Source organism: Bradyrhizobium sp. SZCCHNRI20481 (assembly GCF_032485055.1).
Taxonomy (GTDB): domain Bacteria; phylum Pseudomonadota; class Alphaproteobacteria; order Rhizobiales; family Xanthobacteraceae; genus Bradyrhizobium.
The window spans coordinates 369,193-394,224 of sequence record NZ_JAUEUE010000002.1; the positions used below are offsets into that span (position 1 = coordinate 369,193).

A 25,032-nucleotide genomic window follows, 5' to 3' on the forward strand; every position below is an offset into this window, starting at 1 on the left:
GCCGATCGCCTGGCCTGCATGGCGACAGAAGATCGCGCGTCAGCAGGCCGCGAACCAGCCGTCTGGAAACGGGATCAGCGGCCAGGCGCCCTGGTTGTCGTTGGCTGCCGTGGGGAAATGCAGGATCGAAAACAAGCGGGCCATGGAATCGGTCTCGGTCTCGGGCGCAATAGCCGTTCTCACAACGTCCATCAACAACTCGTATTCGGCTTCGCTCATCTTGCCCTCGCGCAAACTGCGAGCCACGATGGCAAAATTCCACTTTGTTCAAATTGAGCGGATCGCTCAAATTCTAACGATCGGGCGCAAAGGACCTAATCGTTACCGGTGCCCGTCGTTCCAAAAGGTACCGCGGTCCGCGCTGTTCCGGTGTGAACAGGCTCACACCCCTCGAGACTTCTCGTCTTCCCTTGACCCGTCTCCCTGTGCGGCAGGTGATGCCGTACAGCGACGACGAGCGGCCTGCAGCCGACCGTGACCAAGAGATCGGACGCGCCTGCCGCGAGTCGCAGGCTGCTTCCCCGGCAAAGGTCACAGAGGCGATCGGCTCCCGGCTCGACGCGTGCGACCGAATCGCTGGCGGTCAGACCGCGACGGCGAGAGGTTCGGTGTCCTGCGCCAGAATGTCACGCATCAGCTGCGACAGGTCTTTCGGCTTGAACGGCTTCGCCAAACAATGAAGGCCGACCACTCTGGCCGAGGGGCCGAGCAAATCAGCCGTGCCGCGTCCTGATTCCAGCACCATGCCCGACATCATCACGATCGGCATCGTGGGCCGAGCCGCGCGTGCAGCCCGGATCACGTCGTTGCCGTCCATGTCGGCCAAGTTGAGATCGATCAGAGCCGCGGCGAAGTCACCGCGGGTCACCGCATCCATCGCCAGCCGACCGTCGGTGACGGCAGTGACCGCGTAGCCCTCGCGAACCAGAAGGTGCTGGATGACACAGCAAACGCCGACTTCGTCATCAACGACCAGGATGTTCATCATGAGGCCTTCCTGACGGATGTGAGCGAGGAGCCACGTGCCGCGCCTCGGTCAGAAGTCGTTGACGCACCTCGATCGAACGATCGACCGCTTCGAGCAGATCGCGGATGTCGAACGGCTTCTGCAACGCAGCCGTCGCTCCGAGCTTGATTGCCATACCGAGGAAGTCCGGAGCGCCCTGTTTCTTGTCGGTGAATGCGTAGCCGGAGATCGCGATGAACGGCACCGTGGGATCGATCTTGATGAGCTCACGAATGGTTGCGATCCCATCCATACCCGGCATGAACATGTCGATCACGACGGCATCGAAGGACACGCTGCCGATCAATCGAATGCCGGTCGGACCGTCCGGCGCGAGAAACACGCAGAACCGCTTCTTCTTCAATGATGCTTCCAGCGCAGCGCGCGTAGCATAGTCATCGTCAATAATGAGGACAGTAGGCATGGGCCACCTCAGTATCAGCGGGACTGAAGGACTCTCACGCTACAAGGACAATGGGTTGAAGCTCGAAAATGACAAAGTGGTTAACACTGAATTAGTTGTTACGATTCTGCAACGAGGAGTTTTACGGAACTTCCCGGCCGCGGGCCGGCGTATGTTGTGCACTAAGCGACGAAGATGGAACCATGCTTTCCGGACCAATCGCTTCGGCAGTTTGGAGAAGCTCAGCCCGGCTTGAGCAAGGCGATGGCGACCAGCCCGGCTGCGATCAGCGCGGCGCAGCAGAGCCGCCGCGGCGTCGCACGCTCCTTCAAGAACAGCACGCCGATCAGCGTCGCAAACAAGACGCTGCATTCGCGGAAGGCCACCACATTGGCGATCGGATTGCGGCTCAAGGCCCAAAGGAATACCACGAATGACGCCAGCCCCAGGGTTCCTGCGATCAGCACCGGAATCCAGGCGTCGCGGATTTCCCACACCAGCGCAGGCCCTCGCAGCATGATCGCGACGAGGAAGAACGCGACACTGTCGAGCACGATCATCCAGACCGTGAACGAAGCCCAGCCTTCGGTCTGCCGGGTGCCTGCCGCATCGACGACCGAATAGCCCGCGACCAGTGCGGCGGCGCAGATCGCAGCCCAGAACGCACGGCGATCGACGGGACCGTGGATGCGGTCGCGCGCCAGGCCGGTGATGCCGAGGACGATGACGGCAATCCCGATCAACTGCCCGCTCCGTGGCGGTTGCTGTAGACCCAGCGAGGCAAACAGCGTTGCGAACAGCGGAACGGCGCCGCGCGCGATCGGGTAGGAGCGTCCAAGCTCGGCCGAGCGGTAGGCCGTTGCGAGGCTCGCCTTGTAGCCTGCGTGCAAGACGAGCGAAGCGACGATGAGCGGCCAGGTCGTGGGGGCCGGAACGGGAACGAGAAACATGAAGGGCAGGATCAGGACGCTGCTCACCAGCCCCATGCCAGCCAGGAGAGAGAGGCTGCTGCCGGTCTTGACGATGGCATGCCAAGTCGCGTGAAGCAGACCGGCCATCAGCATGAGGCTTGCGGCGACAGGATCCAACGTCTTGTGTCCGGATCAGCTCTCGGGCCGCCAGCTCGCGGCAGCGAAGTAGGGGACGGGGTCGTGCTGGAGCGCCTGCCGCGAGATGATTCGGCTCGATGGCGACACCGCAAGCTGTTCCCATTCCGCGCGATCGACAAATCGCAGGCTCGCCATCTCCTCGCCGTCGGGCGCAAGCGCGCCGCCTTCGATGACGGCCTCGAACGCGATGACCGTATAGTAGGTCAGATCACCGTTGGGATAGCGGATGAGGAACTCCGGGCCGCCGAACACCCCGAGCAGACGTTTTGGCCGGACCACCAGTCCGGTCTCCTCGAAGCATTCGCGGGTGGCCGCGTCGGCAGGGTGCTCATTCGGATCGATGGCGCCGCCAGGCAACGTCCAGAGGCCCGTCTCCGCGTCGCGTCCGAGTAGAATGCGTCCTTGGTCGTCGAACACGGAGATGGAAACTGCCGTGGTCGCCAACAGATCATGGCCGATCTTGCTGCGGACGGCTCTCAGATGATCGGAAATCGGCATCGCTGGTCGCCACTTGCAAGAGATCCGTCCCGCTTGCCCGACGCCCCATGCGCCGTCAAGGCGAACAGCCACGCCGCCCAGCCAGATGACGGTCAGGAGGCGCGCGTTCGCCGCGAATCGGCGGGTGCCCAGCGTCACAAGCAAAGAGGGAATGTGAGGATAAAGAACCATTCGGCTTGGCCAGAATGGCTCCCCGGGCTGGATTCGAACCAGCGACCATTCGATTAACAGTCGAATGCTCTACCGCTGAGCTACCGAGGAACAGGCGAAACAATGTTCGCGAATGCGGCTGCGTATAACAAAGCCGTTTCGCCTTGCATAGAACGAAATCGCATCTTTGCGACGATTGCGGGTTCAGGAATAAAATACCGAAATTTCAGATGGTTAGATTCATTTTGAACGCTTGCTGGGCAGCGGTCGCCCACAGTTCGATGACAGGAAATTCACTTGGAGGGGAGCAAACCGGCCCCGATAGTTTGCTGGAACCGGCCAGTGCCCGCGCTCATGGAGTGTCGCAGATGCCAAACACCGTGATCCAATTCGCCGAAGCCGCCTCCGCGCCCTCCTTGATTCCCGACCAGGTCGAGCGTCTCAGCGACGACGAATGCCTCACGCGGCTGGCCGACATGGTGACGCGCGGTGATTCCGAACACATTGACGAGATCGTGCAGTTGCTCGGACGACTCGCCGTGGTGATCGAGTAGCTGGCGACCGCCCTCGCAGACGCGGCTTCCCAGCGGATCCGTTCAAACCCGCATGTTGCCTTTTCGGGGACCTTGTACCAAAAGATTGCGCAGATCGTCCGCGGTCCATCCACTTTGCTTGCAGGTCTGCTCATGTCTTCATTCGCGACGGCGCGCCAGAAAATGGTCGATGGTCAGGTTCGGACCAGCGACGTCACCGATCACCGCGTGCTGGATGCGTTGTTGACCGTGCCGCGGGAAGCCTACGTTCCCGCAGATCGGCAGGCGCTGGCCTATCTCGACTTGGATCTCGACGTCTCCGAATCCGCCTCTGCCAAGCGGTATCTGATCAAGCCGATGCTGACCGGAAAGCTGCTACAGGCTGCCGAGATCAAGCCGACCGACAACGTGCTGGTGGTTGGATGTGCGACGGGCTATCTCGCCGCGCTGACCGCCCGACTCGCGGGCAGCGTGACGGCGACCGAGGTCGATTCTGCGGTCGAAGGGCGCGCCAAGCAGCTGCTTGCCGCCGTCGATGGCTGCCCGGTCACGATTCGGGTCGCGCCGGCCGCGCAGGGTGATCCGGCGGACGGCCGCTTCGACGTGATTCTCCTCAATGGGGCCACCGAGGTCCCTGTCGACGGTCTTTGCCGTCAATTGAAGGAGGGCGGCCGCCTGGTCGGTGTCTTCGCCACCGTACGTCCCGCCCGCGCCATGATCTTTACGCGATCGCATGGTGATATCGGCAGCAGGGTCCTGTTCGATGCCGCGGCACCGGTCATTCCCGGTCTCGAACAGCTCCCGGAATTCGTGTTTTAAATCGCCCAACGAAGTTCTTCGCGGCTTCTCTGAACTGGCGGGCCATCCCGTGGCGAGCAGGGTTTGCTGCGTCGTTTTCGCGCCCTCTGGCGGGCGAAATTCTGTTTTAAATCAGAAGTGTGGCCCGGATGCTGCACGTTGACAGTTTTCGGCACAGGTTCCAGGCTTGGGTAGTTCCGTTGCGCATGCATGGGGAATAAGGTGCGAGGTGCGCGGGAGTCTCTTCAACAGGTTACGGCCCGGCTCTGGCGTTCGAGCCGGTAACAAATGAATGGAACAGGGATGTTTGGGGTGAAGCTCGTCACCGCAGCGGCGGCTGCGGTCCTCGTGATGGCTTGTGCAGGCCCGACGCCTGCGCTGGCCGACACGATCGAGGCTGCGCTGGTGCGTGCCTATCAGAACAACCCGCAACTGAACGCGTCGCGGGCCCAGGCTCGTGCGGTCGACGAAGGCGTCCCGCAGGCGCTCTCGGGATATCGGCCGAAGGTCAGTCTGAACGCGACGGCGGGCATTCAATATCAGGACGTCCAGACCGCACCCGCAACTCCAGCCGGCCACGGCGTGCAGAGGCCGCGGAGCGTCGGGCTGACGGTCAACCAGACGCTCTACAACGGTCAGCAGACGGCAAACGGCGTACGCAAGGCTGAAGCGAGCGTGTCGGCGCAGCGCGAGGCTCTCCGCATTCTTGAGCAGCAGGTGCTGCTAGCGGCGGCCACGATCTATATGGACTATCTGCGCGATGCGGCGATCGTCGAGGTCCAGCGCAGCAACACGCGGGTGCTGGAGCAGACGCTCAAGCAGACCCGCGATCGGTTCAACGTCGGCGAGGTCACCCGCACCGACGTCGCACAATCCGAGGCTCAGCTCGCCGCCGGCCGCACGCAGCAGCTCACAGCAGAGGCCCAACTAACGGCGACCCGCTCGAACTTCCGCCGCATCATCGGCAACGATCCCCAGAACTTGGCGCCGGGCTCTCCTGTCGACCGTTACTTGCCGCCGACCCTCCAGCAGTCGGTCGAAACGGCCCTGACGGAAAACCCGAGCGTGACCTCGGCGATGTATGGCATCGACGTCCAGTATCTTGAGACGAAAATCAAAGAAGGTGCGCTGCTGCCGACCGTAAACCTCCAGGCTCAAGCTCAGCAAAGCTACGAGTCGAGCCTGCAGTCCTATCGTGGATTCAACGCGTCGGCTGTCGCATCGCTGACCGTCCCAATCTACAACGGAGGGGCGGAATATTCGCTGATTCGTCAGTCCAAGGAGTCGCTGGCGCAGCAGCGTCTGGTCCTGGAGCAGACCCGCGATCAGGCTCGCTCCGACGTGGTATCTGCCTGGGGCAAGCTGCTCGCGGGCAAGGCACAGGTGCAGTCGGCACAGGCCCAGGTCTCAGCCTCCGAGATCGCCCTCAATGGTGTCCGCGAAGAGGCCAAGGCCGGGCAGCGCACCACCCTCGACGTGCTCAACGCTCAGCAGGCGCTGGTCAACGCGCGGAATTCGCTGGTGAACGCCCAGCATGACCGCGTGGTGGCATCCTATACGGTGCTTCAGACCGTGGGGCGGCTGTCACCGCAGGTGCTGAACCTGCCGACCACCACCTACGATCCCAGCGTGCACTACCAGCAGGTCCGGGATAACTGGGCGGGTGTACGGACGCCGGATGGTCATTAGTACATTCTTAATATCGACCCTGATCCCTCGGTCCTTGGCCGGGGGATTTTTTTGTGGCACATGCTGTGGTTGTGACGAATGGGCGACGCTTGACAGGCGACCTCCGTGCTCCACCGGGTTCGCGGCCGGCGTTGCTTGCATTCATTTGTTGCCATGACATAGCCTCAAAATGGCCGCCGAACGATTCGGACTGCGTCGGAAGTTCTTCCAAGAATAGACTCCGACATGGGCAGTATCGTTCTGTTGTTTTGCATCGATCAGGCCTTGTCCGGAGACAAGTTGGCATGTCCGTTGAGAAGTCCAAGCCACTTGGGGCCGGCGCCCGGGACTTTTGCGCTGAGCCGGTTCGTACGGCAGCGTTGCTGATTTGGAGTCGGAAATGACGCAGCCTGCGAAGGTCCAAGAACCCTCCATGGAGGAGATTCTGGCGTCGATCCGGCGTATCATTGCCGACGACGAGGGTAAGCCGCCGGCGACAGACAAGGCCGCCGCGCCGGAGCCGGTCAAGGCCGAGAAGCCGGCGGCCCCGGCAGCGAAGTCGGCGATGAACGACATCCCACCTTCGAAGATCGCCGCTGCGGCTCCCGCCAAGCCCGCACCTCCACCTCCCGCACCGCCGCCAGCGCCTGCGGCCGCCGCGAGCAACAACCAGGACGACATTGACGCATTGCTGGCGGGTTTGGATGAAACGACTCCGGTCGCAGAGGTTCGGCCGGTAGCACCCGAGCCCGATCCCGAACCTGAAGTACTCGAGTTGACGGACGACATGGCAGTGGCCCCACCGACTCCCGCTCCAGCGCCAGCCCCCGCCGCGGCATCCTTCCGAAAGGTGGATCCGCGGGACGATATCGAGTTCATCGAGGCCGGGCGGCTCAATCAGAAGGCTGCCAGCTTCGAGTCCGCGTTCGAGCAAGTCACGCCGAAGCAGCCGATCCTGGCCCCATCGACGGTGAACGCCGTCGAATCGGCGTTCAACGCGCTGGCCAATACAGTGCTGAGCAACAACGCCCGGACGCTCGAGGACCTCGTCAAGGAGATGCTGCGTCCGATGCTGAAATCGTGGCTGGATGACAATCTTCCGGCCCTGGTGGAGCGCATCGTCAAGGCGGAGATCGAGCGCGTCTCGCGCGGCCGCTGACGCCAAGACGGCACGATCTCCCGTTCCGTTCTGGAGTGAGCCGCGGCGGGCGGTAGACGCTATCCGTCAATGTTCGCCGCTGCTGTTGACTTGGCGCGCCGCGGCGGCTTTCTACCCCTGTCAAGCTGATCCCTGCCGGACGGATCGAGAGGGCTCTTCCGGGAGCGCGGTCCGCGGTCGGACATCAGTCCGAAAACAGCCCAAGCACCAACAGCTTGCGCGAGCTTTTTCAGGTCGTGTCACAAAAGGCCCGGACGAGTTCCGCGACATCCCGAATTGGACAGCCGGCCCCGCGCCGCTGGAAATGCCATGATCGATAAGAATTATCAGCCCACCGATCTCGAAGGTCGCATGTCCCTGGTCTGGGAGGATGCCCGCGCGTTCTCCGCAGGTCGCCCCGATCGGCGCAATGCGGATCCCTTCACCATCGTGATCCCGCCGCCGAACGTGACCGGCTCGCTGCACATGGGGCACGCGCTCAACAACACGCTGCAGGACATCCTGTGCCGTTTCGAGCGCATGCGCGGCCGCGACGTGCTGTGGCAGCCGGGCACCGACCATGCGGGCATCGCGACCCAGATGGTGGTCGAGCGTCAGCTGATGGAGCGCCAGCAGCCCGGCCGCCGCGAGATGGGCCGCGAAAAGTTTCTCGCGCGCGTCTGGCAGTGGAAGGACGAGAGCGGCGGCACCATCATCAACCAGCTCAAGCGCCTCGGCGCCTCCTGCGACTGGGGCCGCGAGCGCTTCACCATGGACGAGGGCCTGTCCAAGGCCGTCGTGAAGGTGTTCGTCGAGCTGCACCGCGCCGGCCTGATCTACAAGGACAAACGGCTGGTCAACTGGGACCCGAAGCTCCTGACCGCGATCTCCGACCTCGAGGTGCAGCAGATCGAGGTCAAGGGCAATCTCTGGTACCTGCGCTATCCGATCGAGGGCACGACGTTCAGCCCCGAGGATCCCACGAGCTTCATCGTGGTCGCCACCACGCGTCCCGAGACCATGCTCGGCGACAGCGCGGTCGCGGTGCATCCGGACGACGAACGCTATCAGCATCTCGTCGGCAAGCGCGTGATCCTGCCGCTGGTCGGGCGTGAGATCCCGATCGTCGCCGATACCTATTCCGATCCTGAGAAGGGCACCGGCGCGGTCAAGATCACGCCGGCGCACGACTTCAACGACTTCGAGGTCGGCCGCCGCCACGGCCTGCCGCAGATCAGCATTCTCGATCGTGAAGGCTGCATCGCCCTGGTCGACAACGAGGACTATCTGCGCGGTTTGCCTGAGGGCTCCGAGGAGTTTGCCAGGGAGTTCCACGGCATCGAGCGTTTTGCTGCGCGCAAGAAGATCCTGGAGCGGCTGGAGTCCTTCGGCTTCCTCGAGCGCGTCGAGCCGAACACGCACATGGTGCCGCATGGCGACCGCTCCGGTGTCGTCATCGAGCCGTACCTCACGGACCAGTGGTACGTCGACGCAAAGACCCTGGCGCAGCCGGCGATCGCAGCCGTCAGGTCGGGCGCGACGACGTTCGTGCCACGCAACTGGGAGAAGACCTATTTCGACTGGATGGAGAACATCCAGCCGTGGTGCATCTCGCGCCAGCTGTGGTGGGGCCACCAGATCCCGGCCTGGTACGGGCCCGACGGCAAGGTGTTCGTCGCCGAGACCGAGGAAGAGGCGGTGTCCAACGCACTCGGCTACTACGTCGAGCAGGAGGTCATCACGGCGGAGCAGGGCCGCGAGATGGCGCTCGACCGCAACAAGCGCGACGGCTTCATCACACGTGACGAGGACGTGCTCGACACCTGGTTCTCCTCGGCGCTGTGGCCGTTCTCGACGCTCGGCTGGCCCGACGCCACGCCGGAGGTGAAGCGCTACTACCCGACCAACGTGCTGGTCACTGGCTTCGACATCATCTTCTTCTGGGTCGCCCGCATGATGATGATGGGCATCCATTTCATGAAGGAGGTGCCGTTCTCGACCGTCTACATCCATGCGCTCGTCCGCGACGAGAAGGGCGCCAAGATGTCGAAGTCGAAAGGCAACGTCATCGATCCGCTCGCGCTGATCGACGAGCACGGCGCCGATGCGCTGCGCTTCACGCTGGCCGCGATGGCGGCGCAGGGCCGCGACATCAAGCTGTCGACCCAGCGCGTCGACGGCTACCGCAAGTTCGCCAACAAGCTCTGGAACGCCAGCCGCTTCGCCGAGATGAACGGCTGCACCGTGCCGGACGGCTTCGATCCGGCCGCTGCGAAGGAGACGCTGAACCGCTGGATCGCCCACGAGGCCGCCGCCGCGACGCGCGAGGTCACCGAGGCGCTGGAGGCGTATCGCTTCAACGACGCGGCCAATGCGATCTACCGCTTCGTCTGGGATGTCTATTGCGACTGGTATGTCGAGCTCTCCAAGCCGACGTTGCTCGGCGAGGACGGCCCGGCCAAAGCCGAGACCCGTGCCATGGTCGCCTGGGCGCGCGACGAGATCCTCAAGCTCCTGCATCCCTTCATGCCCTTCATCACCGAGGCGCTGTGGGAGTCGACCGCCAAGCGCGACAGTCTGCTGACCCTGTCGCCCTGGCCGCACCGCACCGACCGGCCGACGGTCGCCGAGATCGCCGCGCTGTCGGCCGCCAGCTTCGGCGATCCCCTGGTGCCGCCGATGCTGGTGTCGTTCGACGCCGCCAGCTTCAAGGACGAGGCCGCCGAGGCCGAGATCGGCTGGGTGGTCGATCTCGTTACCGCGATCCGCTCGGTCCGCGCCGAGATGAACATCCCGCCGGCGACTCTGATGCCGCTCGCGCTCGTCGCAGCCTCCGCCGAGACGAGGGAGCGCGCGCCGCGCTGGAGCGAGGTGATCAAGCGCCTTGCGCGTCTCTCCGACATCTCCTTCGCCGATACGGCGCCCGAAGGCTCCGCCCAGCTCGTCGTGCGCGGCGAGGTCGCGGCGCTGCCGCTCAAGGGCGTGGTCGATCTCGCCGCCGAGCGCACCCGCCTGGGCAAGGAGATCGCCAAGGCCGAGGCCGACATCGAGCGCGTCGACAAGAAGCTCGGCAACGAGAAGTTCGTCGCCAACGCGCCCGAGGAACTCGTCGAGGAGGAGAAGGAGAAGCGCGAGGCGGCACTGGCCCGCAAGGCCAAGCTCCAAGACGCGTTGTCGCGGCTTCAGGGCGCGTGACGTAGTCCTCTCTCCTTCGTCATTCCGGGGCGATGCGAAGCATCGAACCCGGAATCTCGAGATTCCGGGTCTGGTGCTTCGGACCATCCCGGAATGACTGCCATGGGCTTAGCGCGCGAACGGCTTGCTCAAAAACCGCGAGCCCTTCAGTCCGAACCGCCAGGGCAGCTCGACGGCCTTGGTGATGCCGATGCGCACGCCGGTGACGACGTCGACATCACCCGCTCGTGCGAACAGCTCGATCGGTAGAGCATCCAGCGCCAGGCCATTATGCGCGATCGTGATCCCCATCGCCTCGGTCAGCTTGCCCGGCCCCGAGCACAGTGTCCTGACATCCTCCAGCCCGCGCCGCTGCCGCATCTCGTCGATCCCGAACGTCGGCTCGATCGCGCGGATCAGGACCGCGCTCGCCGAGCCCTCCGCCTCGCAGACGAAATTCACGCACCAGTGAATGCCGTAGGAGCGGTAGACATAGGCGAAGCCGGGCGGACCAAACATCACCTGGTTGCGCGGCGTCGGGCCGCGGAACGAATGCGCCGCCGGGTCGGTGTGATGATAGGCCTCGACCTCGACGATGGTTCCGCCGACGCCGTCGACCAGAAAGGTCGCCCCGATCAGCTCCGGCGCCACCTCCAGCACCTCGCGGGCGAAGAACGCCCGCGTCAGCCGTCTGGCCGCGCCATGCCGCCGGGGCCGTGAAACCCCGGGGGCTTTTGCCGGTTTTTGCGCCATTCTGGAGAAAATCCGCCTCGATCAGCGCTGTTCCGCGCTGCCCATATCTGCCATGCCCTGGTATCCTCGGCCAGCCGGTTGCGGCGCGCCGCGGCACGGAATAGCTAGGGCGCAACAGAGGTTTGTGCGAATCCCATGGTCACCATCGTCGACACGCTCTCGAACACGCCGCTGCGCCCGCGCCACCCCGAAAAAGCGAACCGGCCGGACTCGATCTCGCCGGCCAAGCCTGCCTGGATCCGCGTCAAGGCGCCGACCACCCGCGGCTATGCCGACACCCGCAACATCGTGCGCGAGAACGGCCTCGTCACCGTCTGCGAGGAGGCCGGCTGCCCGAACATCGGCGAGTGCTGGGACAAGAAGCACGCCACCTTCATGATCATGGGCGACACCTGCACGCGGGCCTGCGCCTTCTGCAACGTCAAGACCGGCCTTCCCGCCGCGCTCGACGCCGGCGAGCCCGAGCATGTCGCGGAAGCGACCTTCAAGCTCGGCCTGGCCCATGTCGTCGTCACCTCCGTCGACCGCGACGATCTCGCCGACGGCGGAGCCGGCCATATCGCCGCGACCATCCGTGCCATCCGCGCGAAATGTCCGACCACCACGATCGAGGTGCTGACCCCGGACTTCCTGCGCAAGGACGGCGCGCTGGAGCAGGTCGTCGCGGCCAAGCCCGACGTCTTCAACCACAATCTCGAGACCGTGCCGTCGCGCTACCTCTCGGTCCGTCCCGGCGCGCGCTACTTTCACTCGATCCGGCTGCTGCAGCGGGTCAAGGAGATCGATCCGACCATCTTCACCAAGTCCGGCATCATGGTCGGCCTGGGCGAGGAGCGCCACGAGGTGCTGCAGGTGATGGACGACCTGCGCTCGGCGGAGGTCGATTTCCTCACCATCGGCCAGTATCTGCAGCCGACCAGGAAGCACCACGCCGTGATGCGCTTCGTCACGCCGGAGGAATTCTCCGGCTACGAGACCGTCGCCTACACCAAGGGCTTCCTGATGGTGTCGGCGAGCCCGCTCACGCGCTCCTCGCACCATGCCGGCGAGGACTTCGCCAAGCTGAAGGCCGCGCGCGCCGCGATCGCGCGCTGATCGAGACCAGATGCCGAGATTTTCCAACAAGCGCCGCGTCGCGCATACGGCCGAGCAGATGTTCGACCTCGTCGCCGATGTCGAGCGCTATCCCGAATTCGTGCCGCTGTGCGAGAAGCTGGTGGTGCGCCAGCGTAGCCAGAAGCCCGATGGCACCGAGGTCGTCGTCGCCGACATGACGGTGTCGTTCAAGCTCGTGAAGGAGACCTTCACCAGCCGCGTCACGCTCGACCGCGCCGGGCGCAAGATCCTGGTCGAATATGTCAGCGGGCCGTTCTCCAGCCTGGAGAACCGCTGGAGCTTTGAGCCGCGCGAGCAGGGCGCCTGCGAGGTGACGTTCTTCATCGCCTATGAGTTCAAGAGCCGCATGCTGGCGATGCTGATGGGCTCGATGTTCGACACCATCTTCGCGCGCATGTCGGCGGCGTTCGAGAAGCGCGCGGATGCGATCTACGGCCGCAAGCCGGCGGTGTCGTCGACGTAAGTCCTTGCCAATCCCTGCCGATGGTAGACCACGGCCGGCGCCCCAACCTTCAGCTCTCATCCCCGCGAACGCGGGGATCCATAGCCACAGGATGCGGTGTGGCGGCACCCGCGTAGTTCCGACCTCGTCTCACCATAGCCGCCGCGGAGTATGGGTCCCGGGTCGGCGCCTCCGCGACGCTGCGCGCCGCTCTGGCTTGCCCGGGACGACAGCGAAGGGTGAGGACGCTCCTCGTCATCTCACCCCGCGCGTTCCGAGTGCGAAGCCCGAGCGCTTTCCTTCCTATCCACGTCTTCAAACAGCTGCTCCGCGACATCGTCGCGGAGTCGTTCTGATCGCGGACACGTCGCGCCGGCGATCGAAACTACGCCGCCTGCACGGCGCTCAAAAAGTCCTTCACCTTGCCGCGCAGCTCGTCCGCGTGCTTGGCGAGCTGGCCGGCCGCGCCCAGCATCTGCCGCGCGGCGCCGCCAGCTGATTCCACGGTCTGGCTGACCGAGCCGATGTTGGTGGCGACCTCGCGGGTGCCGCTGGCGGCCTGGCTGACCGAGCGGGCGATCTCCTGCGTCGCGTGGCCCTGCTGGTCGACCGCGGTCGCAATGGTCTTGGCGATCTCGCTGATCTGGCCGATGGTGCCGCCGATGCCCTGGATCGCGGCCACCGTGTCGCTGGTGGCGCGCTGCATCGCGCTGATGTGGGCTGATATCTCGTCGGTCGCCTTTGCGGTCTGGCTCGACAGGCTCTTCACCTCCGAGGCCACGACGGCGAAGCCGCGGCCCGCATCGCCGGCGCGCGCCGCCTCGATGGTCGCGTTCAGCGCCAGCAGGTTGGTCTGGCTCGCGATCGCATTGATCATGTCGGTGACGGCGCCGATCTTGGCGGCGGCGTCCGCCAGGCTGTTGACGAGGTCGTTGGTGCGCGAGGACGCCTCGACCGCCTCGGCTGCGATGGTCGAGGAGGTCGCAACCTGGCGGTTGATCTCGCTGACCGAGGTCGAGAGCTCCTCGGTGGCGCCGGCCACCGACTGCACGTTGGAGGAGGCGGAGTTGGACGCCGACGCGACCAGCGCCACGCGTTGCGCGGCCTGATCCGCGGTCGTCGTCAGCGAGGCGGCCGTCGTCTCGACTTCGCGCGAGGCGCCAGAGATCGCATTGGCGATGGCGCCGACGCTGGTCTCGAAATCCTTGGCGATCTGGTCCAGCGCGCGCTTCTTCTCCTCGCGTGCGGCGACGAGGTCGGAAAGATCGCGGCGGAAGCTCATGACGTAGGTCTGGCCCTCGACCTGGGTCGGCACCAGCGTGATCTGCACCAGCGCCGGGCTGCCGTCGGCGCGCTTGGTGGTCCACTCGAACGTCGCGTGGCCCTCGCGCCTGGCCTTGGCATCCATCTCCTTCACCACGTCGGCGGAGCGCTTGCCACTGGGCTGAAACTCCGGCGCCATGGTCGCCGGCGAACGCGACAGCAAGTCCTGCTTGCTGCGGAAGCCGCCGAAGCGAACCGCGGTCTCGTTGCAGGCGATGATCTTGCCGTCGGACATCACCAGGATGGCGTCGCGATGGCGTTCGAACAGCTCCGTCATCAGGAGGTTATGCGTGCGATCAGCCGACTTGCCGGAGAAGAAAGCCATGGGGTCCCGAATCCACTGTCAGAGAAGAACGCACGAGACGTAGCAGGACAAAATTAACCAAAACCTTTAGGCCGTGGAGGGGCTAGCGATAATCGTCGGCGATCGCGGTCCGGACGGTGAGGGACGGCATCCAGTGGGCACGCAGCCGCATCCTCCGCGGCGCAATCACGCCCGGGCTGTGCATCTCGATCGACCCTCTGAAATCACGAGGGCGCAGGGAATGCCGGGTGCTGGCCGCAACCCATGGCCCGCCTGCAACAAAAAAAGCAGGCGGCAGTCACCACAGGTCCAGCCGACATCCGGCATTCCCTGCGCGATGGTCTTCACGTTTATACGCAGTCTCCCCGGGGACCGGGCTGTCTTGCCCCCGTGACCGGCGGATCATCATCTCCACCGGCGTGACACCAGCATCGGGGTGCCAGGACGCTGCGACTTCACGTCCGCCAAGAGCCGTTCGTCCGCACGTCATCAGACGTGCTGCGGCCCATCGGCGGCCATCGCCTCCCCACCTCGCGTGTCGTGACGATCGCGATACGCCCCTCGTGTCGAGGCGGGATGACGGGAGGGAAGCATGAATTCTGAAAAATAGAAACGAGAATATTTTCGTCGGTAGGACTGGACAGTGAGTCGGACATTGAACGGATTGAGGAAATCAGTGTCTTGGCGCACGCCCTCGCGATGCGCTTCGATCGCAGCAAGGCACCGGAGGCAGGCTCTCCGCTATTCCGCACGCCAGCTGATTCGCCCGACGGGTTGGCTAGGATGATGCTCGACGTGGTGCCCAATGATTGGAACAATGCCGATAATCCCCAATGACGAACCATCGGTCTGCCCTTGCGTCAGCCAGGGAAGAAAGCAAGCAATGTCACTCTCCCATCTCTACGACGAAGCGCTCGTCTATGCGACAAGGCTGCACCGGACCCAATTGAGAAAGGGCAGCAACGTGCCCTACATCGCGCATCTGCTGAGCGTCTCCAGCCGCGTGCTGTCGGCGGGCGGCAGCGAGGTGCAGGCTATCGCGGGACTGTTGCATGACGCCGCCGAGGACCAGGGCGGGCAGGCCACGCTGGATGAGATCCGCCGGCGTTTTGGCGATAGCGTCGCCGTGATCGTTGCGGACTGCACGGATTCCTGGGTCGATCCGAGGCCGGCCTGGCGCCCGCGGAAGGAAGCCTATCTCGCCCGGCTGCCGCTCAAGCCGGCGTCATCGCTGCTGGTCTCGCTCGCTGACAAGGTTGACAACGCGGAAGCGATCGCGAGCGACCTTGATGAGGTGGGCGACGTCGTGTGGCAACGCTTCACCGGTGGAAGGGATGGGACGATCTGGTATTACCGCACGCTGAGCCGGATTTTCGATGAGGCTCTGCCTGGACCGTTGGCGCGGCAGCTTGCGCGGACCGTCGGTGCTTTTCCGTCCTGACCAGATCGGGCAATGCGCTTGCCCGCCTCGCACCGGATTCGATGATGACAACCTCAGGGCGATCCGCTATAGAGCCGGCCATGATCACCGTCGCCTCCCATCGTTTTGGTCGCATCACGCACCGTAGCTCGCTGGCGGCGGGAGGATCGCGCTCAATCTGACGAATTGCAGCATTTGATCCGAACAGCCGCCAGAACCTGGCGGTTTTTTTGTTGCCGGCAGGTTCTTCATTTGAAGGGGGAGCCCGCCATGCCGAGCACGACCGACGATCCGAGGGGCAGCGCCATCGAGGAGCGAACTCCGCTCCATCATGTGCTGCGTTTCCAGGAACTCGACGAGCGGCGCCGTGGTCCCTCGGCGAGCCATCCCATCTCGCCCAAGCCCGGCGCCGAGATCTACTACTTGGCGCGACCGGCGCCTGATCAAAGCTGCGCCGAGCTGCAGCCAGTGTCATTGCTGCGGCTCTGGTGGAAGCGCTGGCGCGAGCGCGGTCGCTTCGCCCGGGAGTTGCCGTGGATCGCCGACGAGGTGCTGCAGGACTACGGCCTGACACGCGACGAGGCGCGGCGGCTGTGCCGGCGCCCGTTCTGGCGCGCATGAGAGCGACGCGGCGGAACGCAGGTTCTGCCACGGATCCTACTTGCCCAGCTTCTCGGAGAAGAACCTGACGACCTGGGCGTCAAACTCTCGGTGAAACGCCGCGCGGTCGAAATCCGCAGGCGTATCAGCACAGATGCGCGGAACGGCGGCCGCGAGCTCCGCGGAGCACGGCGCGAGGAAAGCAAAATGCGCGGCGGGCACGGTGTGGACCTCGGGCGTGCCGGGAAGGCTCGCGGTTACGCGGGCGGTCCCTTCCGGATCGACCCCGTTGCCGCCGAGCTCCGAGCGCCAGACCTGGAGGGGAATCTTGATGCTCGCGAGATTTGCTCGCGTGAATCCGACCGTGTGGGCGGCGTCGGCCAGCACGGCCGCCTTGATCCTCTCGTCGTGCGGCCAGCTTCTGGGAAACTCGCCATTGCGGACCTGCTCGCAGAACGGGTTCTGTTGCGTGCAGTAGTGCGCCACCCTTTGAAAGTCCGGGTCGACGCCGGCGAGAACGGTTCCGGTGTAGCCACCGCGCGAAAAGCCGAAGAAGCCGATCCGGTCCGGATCAATCGCGGCTCTGCTTGTCCAATCGTTCAACATGAAATCGATCAGATGCATGATGTCCTGCGGCCGTGAGAGCCAGACCGACAGGCTGTCGCGCTGCGCCAGGTCACCGACACTGTCGCCGGGATGGTTGATCGCCGCGACGATGAATCCCGCGTCCGCCAGCGCTTCCGCAACATCGTGGTTTCCACCGATCCAGCCGCCGCGCCCGTGGGACATCACGACCAATGGCAGCTTCGTGCCCTTGATTGGACAATTCTTTACCCCGGGCAGTGTCTCCAGCCCTGGGATCGCGAGGCTTCCAACCGGCACGCTACCGGCGTCTGCGGCGCAGGGCGTCCAGATGATGCCGTGAAATCCATGATCGACCTCTAAGAGCTGCAAGCCAGCGGCGTGGGCGGAGGAGGTCAGGAGGAGGAGCGGCAGCGCGAGAGTGGCGAAGGTCCGATGAAGCAAGACGGTCTCCTCACGTTGAACTACGAAATAGCGTGTACCCGCGAAAGTTGTGCCAACTGGACCGCCCGTTCCGCCCAATGACCGGCCGTCGAACCGGAGTGGACAATCCATCGGCAGATCACCTCGGGTGCCATAGGGTCTGTCGTGCCGACCATCTTTGCGTTCACCACCAGCTCGTGCCTCCGATGACAAGATGATTTGATCAAGCCGTCGAGGTTCTGCGGTAACTCCCAAACGTTAGCCTCAGTCCCGGCCAGTGCGGGCGCGCCGTGCCCACCATTCCGAATGCGCGGCTGACATGGCGGCAGTCCGGGCGCCTTACGGGCGGCTCTTTGCCTAGGTGTCCGCAGCCTATTGCGTGAACACTTCCCGGCGGAGGCTCGTCAGTATATATTGCCTGCATGACAACATTGCTTGACAGGGCTTTTGACGTCGCACGCCAGCTTCCGGCCGAAGAGCAGGATGAGCTGGCGCGGGTACTGTTACGGTTGACCGGATACGACGAAGCTTGCGTTGAGCTGACTCCTGCCGACCTTGCTTCGCTGGAAGAATCGCTGCGCCAAGCAGATCAAGGGCGGTTCGCGACCGAAGACGAAATCAAGGCCATATGGGCTAAGCACGGTCTCTGAAGCTTCGCTTCACGACTCGCGCAGCGAACGAGCTTGAGAGCGTACTCGATTATGTCGCGTCGCATTCGCCAGGCGGCGCAAGGCGCGTTCACATGCGGATCAAGTCCGTCTTTGACATGTTGGTTTATTATCCTAAGGCAGGTGCTCAATCGACCCATCCGCGCCTGCGCAGATTGATTATCAATCCTTATCCTTACCTCATCTACTACGAAGTTACTGCCGACGAGGTGGTCATTCACAGTGTGCGTCACACGGCGCGCAATCCGGATGAGATCGGTCAGGGGCGGAATGAAGATTGAACATCTGGTCATTGCGAGGCGCTATCGCGCCGAAGCAATCCAGTGTCTTGAAGCGCGAAAGTCTTGGATCGTGTCCCGGCGCTCGTACAGACATCGTCTGTCGATCGATTTGATTTGCCGCGTAGAATTGTCGGGCGTCGAGCAGGGCCCGCCGCTCGTCCACCGTCGATCGACCCGCGTCGGGGTCTTTGGACGTGCGGCAGCGTCGATCGTAGCCGAGCAAAGTATCGCCGATGCTGTCTGAAAGCGGTGCGACCGAGTCGATCGTGCAGACGGCGCCGTCGGCTTCCAAAGGGATGCTCGTGCCGCTCCTTCGGTCGAAGCGGAATATTTCCTGGGTCGTCAGCGCCCGTGCCGTTAGGGTGCCGTCATCCAGCGCCGTCACGATGCAAATGCGGACGGCGTCGTTCGAAAACGCTGCATGGAAGAGATCGTTGACCGCCAGGTTGGAGACGGATGTCTGGCGCTGTTTCATTGCTGATATGCCGGTACGTTCATCTGATTGAAATTCACGACTCCATCCACGTCATTGCGAGGCGCCCTTGCGCCGAAGCAATCCAGAGTCTTGAAGCGAGAAAAGTCCTGGATCGCGTCGCTGCGCTCGCGATGACGATGGGGCGAGAGCTGCGCGCGTCACGAGCGACTACGTCCGCGGCCGCCTCGGCCGCTTGACCGGATGCAGCCGCGGCGCGCGGGCGACGCGCGGACGGAGGCGGGTGGCGGCGGCGCGCTTGGGCTTGGCAGCGACCTGTGGCCGGGCCAGCTCCATCAGCAGGCGCAGGGCTTCCAGCACCGAGCGCGTGCGCACAGTGCTGCGGCCGATGGCGCCGAAGCGGTGCTCGCGGTGGGTGATGCGGCCGTCGCGGGCGGCGACGGCGAAATGGACCAGGCCGACCGGCTTGCCGGGCGTGGCGCCGCCGGGGCCGGCAATGCCGGTGATGGCCACCGCGAGATCGACATCGGCGCGTTCCAACGCGCCGACCGCCATCTGAATCGCGGTCTCCTTGGAGACGGCGCCGAAGGTCTGCAAGGTGGAGGCCTCGACGCCGAGCATCGCGCGCTTGGCCTCGTTGGAGTAAGTGACGAAGCCGCGGTCGATGACGTCGGACGAGCCGGGGATGTCGGTCAGCGCTGCGGCGACCAGGCCGCCGGTGCAGGACTCGGCGGTCGCGATCATCAGCTTGCGCGACCGGCAGAGGTCGAGCAGCGAGCGGGCCAGCGCGCTGGTAGAGCCGATTTGACGTTCGCTGGCCATGGCTGCGTTGTCCTCATCCGACCGTCAGATCGAAAGCTCCACGAGCGGTGACAGGGTGGTGGTGCGCCTCTAGGCGCTCCACGGCAGACGAATCGTCGCGCTCGCGGTCGCTGCGATGCCTTCCTCGCGGCCGGTGAAGCCGAGCCGCTCGCTGGTGGTGGCCTTCACCGCGATGCGCGAGATGTCGACGCCGGTGATCTCGGCGATGCGGGCGCGCATCTGGTCGCGCAGGGGGCCGATCTTCGGGCGCTCGCAGATCATCGTGACCTCGAGATTGGCGACCCGGCCGCCGCGCGCGGTCACGCGCTCGATGGCGTATTTCAAGAACTGGTCGGAGGCGGCGCCTTTCCACTTCATGTCGGAGGGCGGGAAGTGCGAGCCGATGTCGCCATCGGCCAGGGCGCCCAAAATTGCATCAACCAGAGCGTGCAGACCGACGTCACCGTCGGAGTGGGCAAGGAACCCCTTGCTATGCGGCACACGCAGGCCGCACAGCCAGACATGGTCGCCTTCGCCGAAGGCGTGGACGTCGTAGCCGGTGCCGGTCCGGATGTCGCCGAGCTGCGCGGCAAGGCGCGCTTCCTCGCGCACGAAATCTTCCGGTGTGGTGAGCTTCATGTTGGCAACATCGCCCTCAAAGGTCGCGACGGTCAATCCCGCCCATTCGGCGATCGCCGCATCATCTGTGAACTCGGTGAGGCCGTCGCGCGCGGCGCGGCGGTGTGCCTCCAGGATCGTGTCGAACTTGAAGGTCTGCGGCGTCTGGGCGATGCGCAGCTTCGCGCGCTCCGGTGTCGCGGTGATGTCGCCGCCCGTGCCGACTTCCTTGATGGTGTCGGTGACCGGCACCACGGGAATCGCCGCACCAGTCTTGCCGGCCGCTCGAATCGCGCGCGAGATCACGGCGGGCGTGACGAACGGACGCGCGGCATCGTGGATCAGCACGATGTCGGGCTTGTGCGGCGCCAGCGCTTCCAGGCCTGCGAGCACCGAGGCCTGGCGCGTCGCACCGCCATGCGCCGGGACCTCGTGGCGCAGGCCGAAGACGGCTGCGTTGAAGATGTCGATGTCGTCGGGGTTCACCACCGGCTGGACCACCGCCACCTCGGGATGATCGGCGAAGGCGGCGAGCGCGCGATGGATGACCGTGCGGCCGCCGATCATGCGGTATTGCTTCGGACCGCCGGCGCCGGCGCGCAGGCCACGTCCGGCCGCGACGAGAATGGCTGCAGTCCGCTGAGAAGTCGTCATGGGAACAGGGTATCGATGCAAAGGGAGATGATGGGTTCGCGGCTTCTTACATCTGCAGAACATGTTAAGCGAGCAGGATCACACGTTGCCTGAGCGGCAACTGCGATCGCGCTGCACGTGCCGGGAGGCGCCGTGGCCTCGATCGGGCCGATCGCCCTGCCGCCTGTGGGCATCCTCGCTGAGCCATGCAAAAATCCGGCGGCTCACGGGTTTACCATGACTGCCGAACAAGCATATTTTGCTGCACTGCACTTGAAATGCTGATTGTCTTGGCTAAAGTGTAGGCATGACGCTTGACTGCCCAAGATTTGTGCTTGAGAGTACAGCGCAGACGCGATGATGCGTCCGAAGAGCTTTAAGAGTCGTTCGTGACCGGTCCGGCCAATACACACGCCAAAGCCTTGAAGATAGGCGACGTTTCACTCGCCAACCGGGCCATTCTCGCGCCGATGTCGGGCATCACCGACGCGCCGTTCCGCCGACTCGCGGCCGAGCTCGGCGCCGGGCTGGTGGTGTCCGAGATGACCGCGAGCGACGATCTCGTGCGCGGGCGGTGGATATCCCGGTTGCGCTGCGAGGCGAGCGGCGTCGGGCCGCATGTGGTGCAGCTCGCCGGCTGCGAGGCGCATTGGATGGCCGAGGGCGCGAGGGTCGCCGAGGAGGGCGGCGCTGATATCATCGACATCAACATGGGCTGCCCGGCGCGCCACGTGACCGGCGGCCAGTCCGGCTCGGCCCTGATGCGTGATCTCGATCATGCGCTGACCCTGATCGAGGCGACGGTCGAGGCGGTCGATGTGCCCGTGACGCTGAAGATGCGGCTCGGCTGGGACGAGGGCAGCCTCAATGCACCGGAGCTGGCGCGCCGCGCCGAAGCCGCGGGCGTGCAGCTGATCACCGTGCACGGCCGCACGCGGCAGCAGTTTTACAAGGGCGAGGCCGACTGGAGCGCGGTGCGCGCGGTGAAGGACGCCGTCGATCTGCCGGTCGTCGTCAACGGCGACATCACCACCTACGAAGCCGCGCGCGAGGCGCTCGATACGTCCGGCGCCGATGCCGTGATGATCGGGCGCGGCGCGCAAGGCCAGCCCTGGCTGCCCGGCCAGATCGGCCGCCGACTCGACGGCGGTGCGGAAGAGGGCGCGCCGGAGCTGGCGCAGCAGCTCAGTCTTCTCACAGCGCTCTATGACGAGATCTGCCGTCACTATGGCGCGCGTGTCGGCCTGCGCCACGCCCGCAAGCATCTCAGCTGGGGGCTCGACGTCGCCGCCCAGCACGCCCAGGCGCCGGCCGAAAAACGGAAGGCATGGCGCGAAAAGATCCTGACGTCCGAGCAGCCATCCCAGGTGCATCGGGCGCTGCGTGAGGCTTTCGACGATTTTGCCTGGAGTGCAGCCGCATGAGCTCAGCCGCAGAACAGCGCAAGCGACTTCCGTCGGATGGCGACGCCATCCTCAACGCTTTGCCGAATCCGGTCCTCGTCATCGGCCCGGATGGCATGATCGTGGACGCCAACATGGCGGCGGAATCCTTCTTCGATTCCTCGACGCAGTTTTTGCAGCGGCAGTCGCTGAAGAAGCTGGTGCCGTTCGGCAGCCCCTTGCTGGCGCTGATCGACCAGGTCCGCACCACCAGCGCGCCGGTCAATGAATACAAGGTCGATCTGGGCACGCCGCGCACCGGCGCCGATCGGCTCGTCGACCTGCACGTCGCGCCGCTGCCGGAGCGCCCCGGCCATATCGTGGTGATGCTGCAGGAGCGCACCATCGCCGACAAGATGGACCGCCAGCTCACGCATCGCAGCGCTGCGCGCTCGGTGATCGCGCTGGCCGCGATGCTGGCGCACGAGATCAAGAACCCGCTGTCGGGCATCCGTGGCGCCGCGCAGCTTTTGGAGCAGCAGGCCTCCTCCGAGGACCGCATGCTGACCCGGCTGATCTGCGACGAGGCCGACCGCATCGTCACTTTGGTCGACCGCATGGAGGTGTTCGGCGACGACCGCCCGGTGGCGCGCGGGCCCGTGAACATCCATTCCGTGCTCGATCACGTGAAGCGGCTGGCGCAGTCGGGCTTTGCCCGCAACATCCGCTTCGTCGAGGATTACGATCCGTCGCTGCCGCCGGTGCTCGCCAACCAGGATCAACTGATCCAGGTGTTCCTGAACCTGGTCAAGAATGCCGCGGAAGCGGTCGTCGATCTCGGCTCGGATGCCGAGATCCAGCTCACCACGGCCTTCCGCCCGGGCGTGCGCCTGTCGGTGCCCGGCAAGAAATCGCGGGTGTCGCTGCCGCTGGAGTTCTGCGTCAGGGACAACGGCCCGGGCGTGCCGGAAGACCTGATGCCCAACCTGTTCGATCCGTTCGTGACCACCAAGCCGACCGGAAGCGGCCTCGGACTTGCATTGGTCGCGAAGATCGTCGGCGACCATGGCGGGATCATCGAGTGCGAGTCGCAGCCGCGCAAGACGACCTTCCGGGTGCTGATGCCGATGTACAGCGCAACCAGACAACCAGACCACGGCCATCGCGATGACGTTTCGGGGACGCCGTTGCATGCCTCACAGGGATCAAATTGAGGACCACCTATGCCTGCAGGTAGCATTCTCGTTGCCGACGACGATACGGCCATCCGCACGGTCCTGAACCAGGCGCTGTCACGCGCCGGCTATGAGGTGCGGCTGACCGGCAACGCCGCGACGCTGTGGCGCTGGGTGAGCCAGGGCGAGGGCGATCTCGTCATCACCGACGTGGTGATGCCGGACGAGAACGCGTTCGACCTGCTGCCGCGGATCAAGAAGATGCGGCCCAACCTGCCGGTCATCGTGATGAGCGCGCAGAACACCTTCATGACCGCCATCAAGGCGTCGGAGCGCGGCGCCTATGAGTATCTGCCGAAGCCGTTCGACCTGAAGGAGCTGATCGCGATCGTCGGCCGTGCCTTGGCCGAGCCGAAGGAGCGTGCGGCGAGCCAGCCCGACGACGGCGAATTCGAATCGATCCCTCTGGTCGGCCGCTCGCCGGCGATGCAGGACATCTACCGCGTGCTGGCGCGACTGATGCAGACCGACCTCACGGTGATGATCTCCGGCGAGAGCGGCACCGGCAAGGAGCTGGTGGCGCGCGCGCTGCACGATTACGGCAAACGGCGGAACGGCCCGTTCGTCGCGGTCAACATGGCGGCGATCCCACGCGACCTGATCGAGTCGGAACTGTTCGGGCACGAGCGCGGCGCCTTCACTGGCGCCAACACCCGAGCGTCCGGCCGTTTCGAGCAGGCCGAGGGCGGCACGCTGTTCCTGGACGAGATCGGCGACATGCCGATGGAGGCGCAGACGCGGCTCTTACGCGTGCTGCAGCAGGGCGAGTACACCACCGTCGGCGGCCGCACCCCGATCAAGACCGACGTGCGCATCGTCGCCGCCTCCAACAAGGACCTGCGCATCCTGATCCAGCAGGGGCTGTTCCGCGAGGATCTGTTCTTCCGCCTCAACGTCGTGCCGCTGCGGCTGCCGCCGCTGCGCGAGCGCATCGAGGACCTGCCGGACCTCGTCCGCCACTTCTTCGCGCTGGCCGAGAAGGACGGGCTGCCGCCGAAGAAGCTCGATGCTGCGGCGCTGGAGCGGCTCAAGCAGCACCGCTGGCCGGGCAACGTCCGCGAGCTGGAGAATCTCGCCCGGCGTTTGGCCGCGCTGTATCCGCAGGACGTGATCACTGCCTCGGTGATCGATGGCGAGCTGGCGCCGCCGGCGGTGACCACCGGCTCGAACACGCCGACCTCGATCGACAATCTCGGTGGCGCCGTGGAGGCCTATCTGTCGTCGCACTTCCAGGGGTTTCCCAACGGCGTGCCGCCGCCGGGGCTGTACCACCGCATTCTCAAGGAGATCGAGATTCCGCTGCTGACGGCAGCGCTGGCGGCGACCCGCGGCAACCAGATCCGCGCGGCCGATCTGCTCGGCCTCAACCGCAACACGCTGCGGAAGAAGATTCGCGACCTCGACATTCAGGTGTACCGCAGCGGCGCTTGATGGTGATTTGATACCTTTCCGACGGGCTCAGGCCCGCCTCAGGTGAGAATTAATGTAGACAAATCCGCGACGCGCTCCGGCGCCGCGGATTTGTCGCAATTTGGCAACAG

General features: G+C 64.8%; 25 protein-coding genes and 1 tRNA gene. 14 read left to right on the forward strand and 12 right to left on the reverse strand.

Annotation, left to right across the window (positions count from 1 at the left end; translation table 11 throughout):
• Nucleotides 1-39 precede the first annotated feature (39 nt).
• The 6 genes from QX132_RS04150 to QX132_RS04175 all read right to left on the reverse strand — a co-directional run bounded on the left by QX132_RS04150 (nt 40) and on the right by QX132_RS04175 (nt 3,277).
• Nucleotides 40-219, reverse strand: coding sequence for a hypothetical protein (locus QX132_RS04150; RefSeq protein ID WP_315711867.1), 180 nt, complete (start codon nt 217-219; stop codon nt 40-42).
• A gap of 364 nt (nt 220-583) precedes the next feature.
• Nucleotides 584-988, reverse strand: a complete 405-nt coding sequence (locus QX132_RS04155; RefSeq protein WP_316160167.1) for a response regulator — start codon at nt 986-988, stop codon at nt 584-586.
• The gene (locus tag QX132_RS04160) at nt 966-1,430 is read right to left on the reverse strand and encodes a response regulator (RefSeq protein ID WP_316160168.1); all 465 of its coding nucleotides are present in this window, start codon (nt 1,428-1,430) and stop codon (nt 966-968) included. Before QX132_RS04160 ends, QX132_RS04155 begins: the two co-directional genes overlap by 23 nt.
• A gap of 221 nt (nt 1,431-1,651) precedes the next feature.
• Complete coding sequence (locus tag QX132_RS04165) at nt 1,652-2,497, reverse strand: EamA family transporter (RefSeq protein WP_316160169.1); 846 nt, start codon at nt 2,495-2,497, stop codon at nt 1,652-1,654.
• Between the two features lie 15 nt (nt 2,498-2,512).
• The gene (locus tag QX132_RS04170) at nt 2,513-3,187 is read right to left on the reverse strand and encodes an NUDIX domain-containing protein (protein ID WP_316160170.1); all 675 of its coding nucleotides are present in this window, start codon (nt 3,185-3,187) and stop codon (nt 2,513-2,515) included.
• A gap of 15 nt (nt 3,188-3,202) precedes the next feature.
• Nucleotides 3,203-3,277: transfer RNA gene (locus QX132_RS04175), tRNA-Asn, on the reverse strand.
• A gap of 257 nt (nt 3,278-3,534) precedes the next feature.
• On the opposite strand from QX132_RS04175, the gene QX132_RS04180 reads away from it, so the two are divergent.
• The 5 genes from QX132_RS04180 (at nt 3,535) to QX132_RS04200 (ending at nt 10,498) form a co-directional block, all read left to right on the forward strand.
• Nucleotides 3,535-3,720, forward strand: a complete 186-nt coding sequence (locus tag QX132_RS04180) for a hypothetical protein (RefSeq protein ID WP_315738031.1) — start codon at nt 3,535-3,537, stop codon at nt 3,718-3,720.
• A gap of 132 nt (nt 3,721-3,852) precedes the next feature.
• Entirely contained in the window at nt 3,853-4,518 is a 666-nt protein-coding gene (locus tag QX132_RS04185; protein WP_315738030.1) for a protein-L-isoaspartate O-methyltransferase, read from the forward strand.
• Nucleotides 4,519-4,800: 282 nt separating this feature from the next.
• Nucleotides 4,801-6,186 carry a TolC family outer membrane protein gene (locus QX132_RS04190; RefSeq protein WP_315774804.1) on the forward strand — a complete coding sequence of 462 codons (1,386 nt, stop codon included), beginning with the start codon at nt 4,801-4,803 and terminating at the stop codon, nt 6,184-6,186.
• A 379-nt stretch (nt 6,187-6,565) separates the two neighbouring features.
• On the forward strand, nt 6,566-7,324 hold the full coding sequence (locus QX132_RS04195) for a DUF2497 domain-containing protein (protein WP_316160172.1): 759 nt from the start codon (nt 6,566-6,568) through the stop codon (nt 7,322-7,324).
• A gap of 309 nt (nt 7,325-7,633) precedes the next feature.
• On the forward strand, nt 7,634-10,498 hold the full coding sequence (locus tag QX132_RS04200) for a valine--tRNA ligase (protein ID WP_315797439.1): 2,865 nt from the start codon (nt 7,634-7,636) through the stop codon (nt 10,496-10,498).
• 108 nt (nt 10,499-10,606) lie between these two features.
• Here QX132_RS04200 and QX132_RS04205 read toward each other — a convergent pair whose 3' ends face one another.
• Nucleotides 10,607-11,230: a DNA-3-methyladenine glycosylase gene (locus tag QX132_RS04205; RefSeq protein WP_316160173.1), complete on the reverse strand. Its 624-nt coding sequence runs from the start codon at nt 11,228-11,230 to the stop codon at nt 10,607-10,609.
• Between the two features lie 135 nt (nt 11,231-11,365).
• Between QX132_RS04205 and lipA the strand changes: the two genes are divergently transcribed.
• Together lipA and QX132_RS04215 are read left to right on the forward strand one after the other, a co-directional pair.
• On the forward strand, nt 11,366-12,325 hold the full coding sequence (lipA, locus tag QX132_RS04210) for a lipoyl synthase (RefSeq protein WP_316160174.1): 960 nt from the start codon (nt 11,366-11,368) through the stop codon (nt 12,323-12,325).
• 10 nt (nt 12,326-12,335) lie between these two features.
• Nucleotides 12,336-12,809, forward strand: coding sequence for a type II toxin-antitoxin system RatA family toxin (locus QX132_RS04215; protein ID WP_315757514.1), 474 nt, complete (start codon nt 12,336-12,338; stop codon nt 12,807-12,809).
• A 364-nt stretch (nt 12,810-13,173) separates the two neighbouring features.
• Here the strand turns inward: QX132_RS04215 and QX132_RS04220 are convergent, their stop codons facing one another.
• Nucleotides 13,174-14,436 carry a methyl-accepting chemotaxis protein gene (locus QX132_RS04220; RefSeq protein WP_315738023.1) on the reverse strand — a complete coding sequence of 421 codons (1,263 nt, stop codon included), beginning with the start codon at nt 14,434-14,436 and terminating at the stop codon, nt 13,174-13,176.
• Between the two features lie 796 nt (nt 14,437-15,232).
• Here QX132_RS04220 and QX132_RS04225 point away from each other — a divergent pair.
• Nucleotides 15,233-15,856, forward strand: a complete 624-nt coding sequence (locus QX132_RS04225) for an HD domain-containing protein (protein WP_316160176.1) — start codon at nt 15,233-15,235, stop codon at nt 15,854-15,856.
• A gap of 249 nt (nt 15,857-16,105) precedes the next feature.
• Nucleotides 16,106-16,456 carry a DUF1127 domain-containing protein gene (locus tag QX132_RS04230; protein ID WP_315738019.1) on the forward strand — a complete coding sequence of 117 codons (351 nt, stop codon included), beginning with the start codon at nt 16,106-16,108 and terminating at the stop codon, nt 16,454-16,456.
• Between the two features lie 36 nt (nt 16,457-16,492).
• Here the strand turns inward: QX132_RS04230 and QX132_RS04235 are convergent, their stop codons facing one another.
• Entirely contained in the window at nt 16,493-17,461 is a 969-nt protein-coding gene (locus QX132_RS04235; RefSeq protein ID WP_315774798.1) for an alpha/beta hydrolase family protein, read from the reverse strand.
• 401 nt (nt 17,462-17,862) lie between these two features.
• Between QX132_RS04235 and QX132_RS04240 the strand changes: the two genes are divergently transcribed.
• Both QX132_RS04240 and QX132_RS04245 read left to right on the forward strand, forming a co-directional pair.
• Nucleotides 17,863-18,090, forward strand: a complete 228-nt coding sequence (locus tag QX132_RS04240) for a hypothetical protein (protein WP_315770741.1) — start codon at nt 17,863-17,865, stop codon at nt 18,088-18,090.
• Nucleotides 18,087-18,389: a type II toxin-antitoxin system RelE/ParE family toxin gene (locus QX132_RS04245; protein WP_315775300.1), complete on the forward strand. Its 303-nt coding sequence runs from the start codon at nt 18,087-18,089 to the stop codon at nt 18,387-18,389. Before QX132_RS04240 ends, QX132_RS04245 begins: the two co-directional genes overlap by 4 nt.
• Here QX132_RS04245 and QX132_RS04250 read toward each other — a convergent pair.
• The 3 genes from QX132_RS04250 to QX132_RS04260 all read right to left on the reverse strand — a co-directional run bounded on the left by QX132_RS04250 (nt 18,322) and on the right by QX132_RS04260 (nt 20,895).
• Nucleotides 18,322-18,864: a hypothetical protein gene (locus QX132_RS04250; RefSeq protein WP_315774797.1), complete on the reverse strand. Its 543-nt coding sequence runs from the start codon at nt 18,862-18,864 to the stop codon at nt 18,322-18,324. The two genes, QX132_RS04245 and QX132_RS04250, sit on opposite strands and share 68 nt — an antisense overlap.
• Before the next feature lie 168 nt (nt 18,865-19,032).
• On the reverse strand, nt 19,033-19,644 hold the full coding sequence (locus QX132_RS04255; RefSeq protein WP_315774796.1) for a CinA family protein: 612 nt from the start codon (nt 19,642-19,644) through the stop codon (nt 19,033-19,035).
• Nucleotides 19,645-19,713: 69 nt separating this feature from the next.
• Nucleotides 19,714-20,895, reverse strand: coding sequence for a bifunctional 2-C-methyl-D-erythritol 4-phosphate cytidylyltransferase/2-C-methyl-D-erythritol 2,4-cyclodiphosphate synthase (locus QX132_RS04260; protein ID WP_315738014.1), 1,182 nt, complete (start codon nt 20,893-20,895; stop codon nt 19,714-19,716).
• A gap of 449 nt (nt 20,896-21,344) precedes the next feature.
• Here QX132_RS04260 and dusB point away from each other — a divergent pair, with 449 nt between their 5' ends.
• Genes dusB through ntrC form a run of 3 tightly spaced genes read left to right on the forward strand, consistent with a single transcriptional unit; the run spans nt 21,345 to nt 24,922 of the window.
• Nucleotides 21,345-22,298, forward strand: coding sequence for a tRNA dihydrouridine synthase DusB (gene dusB / locus QX132_RS04265; protein ID WP_315775299.1), 954 nt, complete (start codon nt 21,345-21,347; stop codon nt 22,296-22,298).
• Nucleotides 22,295-23,470: a nitrogen regulation protein NR(II) gene (locus QX132_RS04270; protein ID WP_315774795.1), complete on the forward strand. Its 1,176-nt coding sequence runs from the start codon at nt 22,295-22,297 to the stop codon at nt 23,468-23,470. Before dusB ends, QX132_RS04270 begins: the two co-directional genes overlap by 4 nt.
• Nucleotides 23,471-23,479: 9 nt before the next feature.
• Complete coding sequence (ntrC, locus tag QX132_RS04275; protein WP_315711890.1) at nt 23,480-24,922, forward strand: nitrogen regulation protein NR(I); 1,443 nt, start codon at nt 23,480-23,482, stop codon at nt 24,920-24,922.
• Nucleotides 24,923-25,032 lie beyond the last annotated feature (110 nt).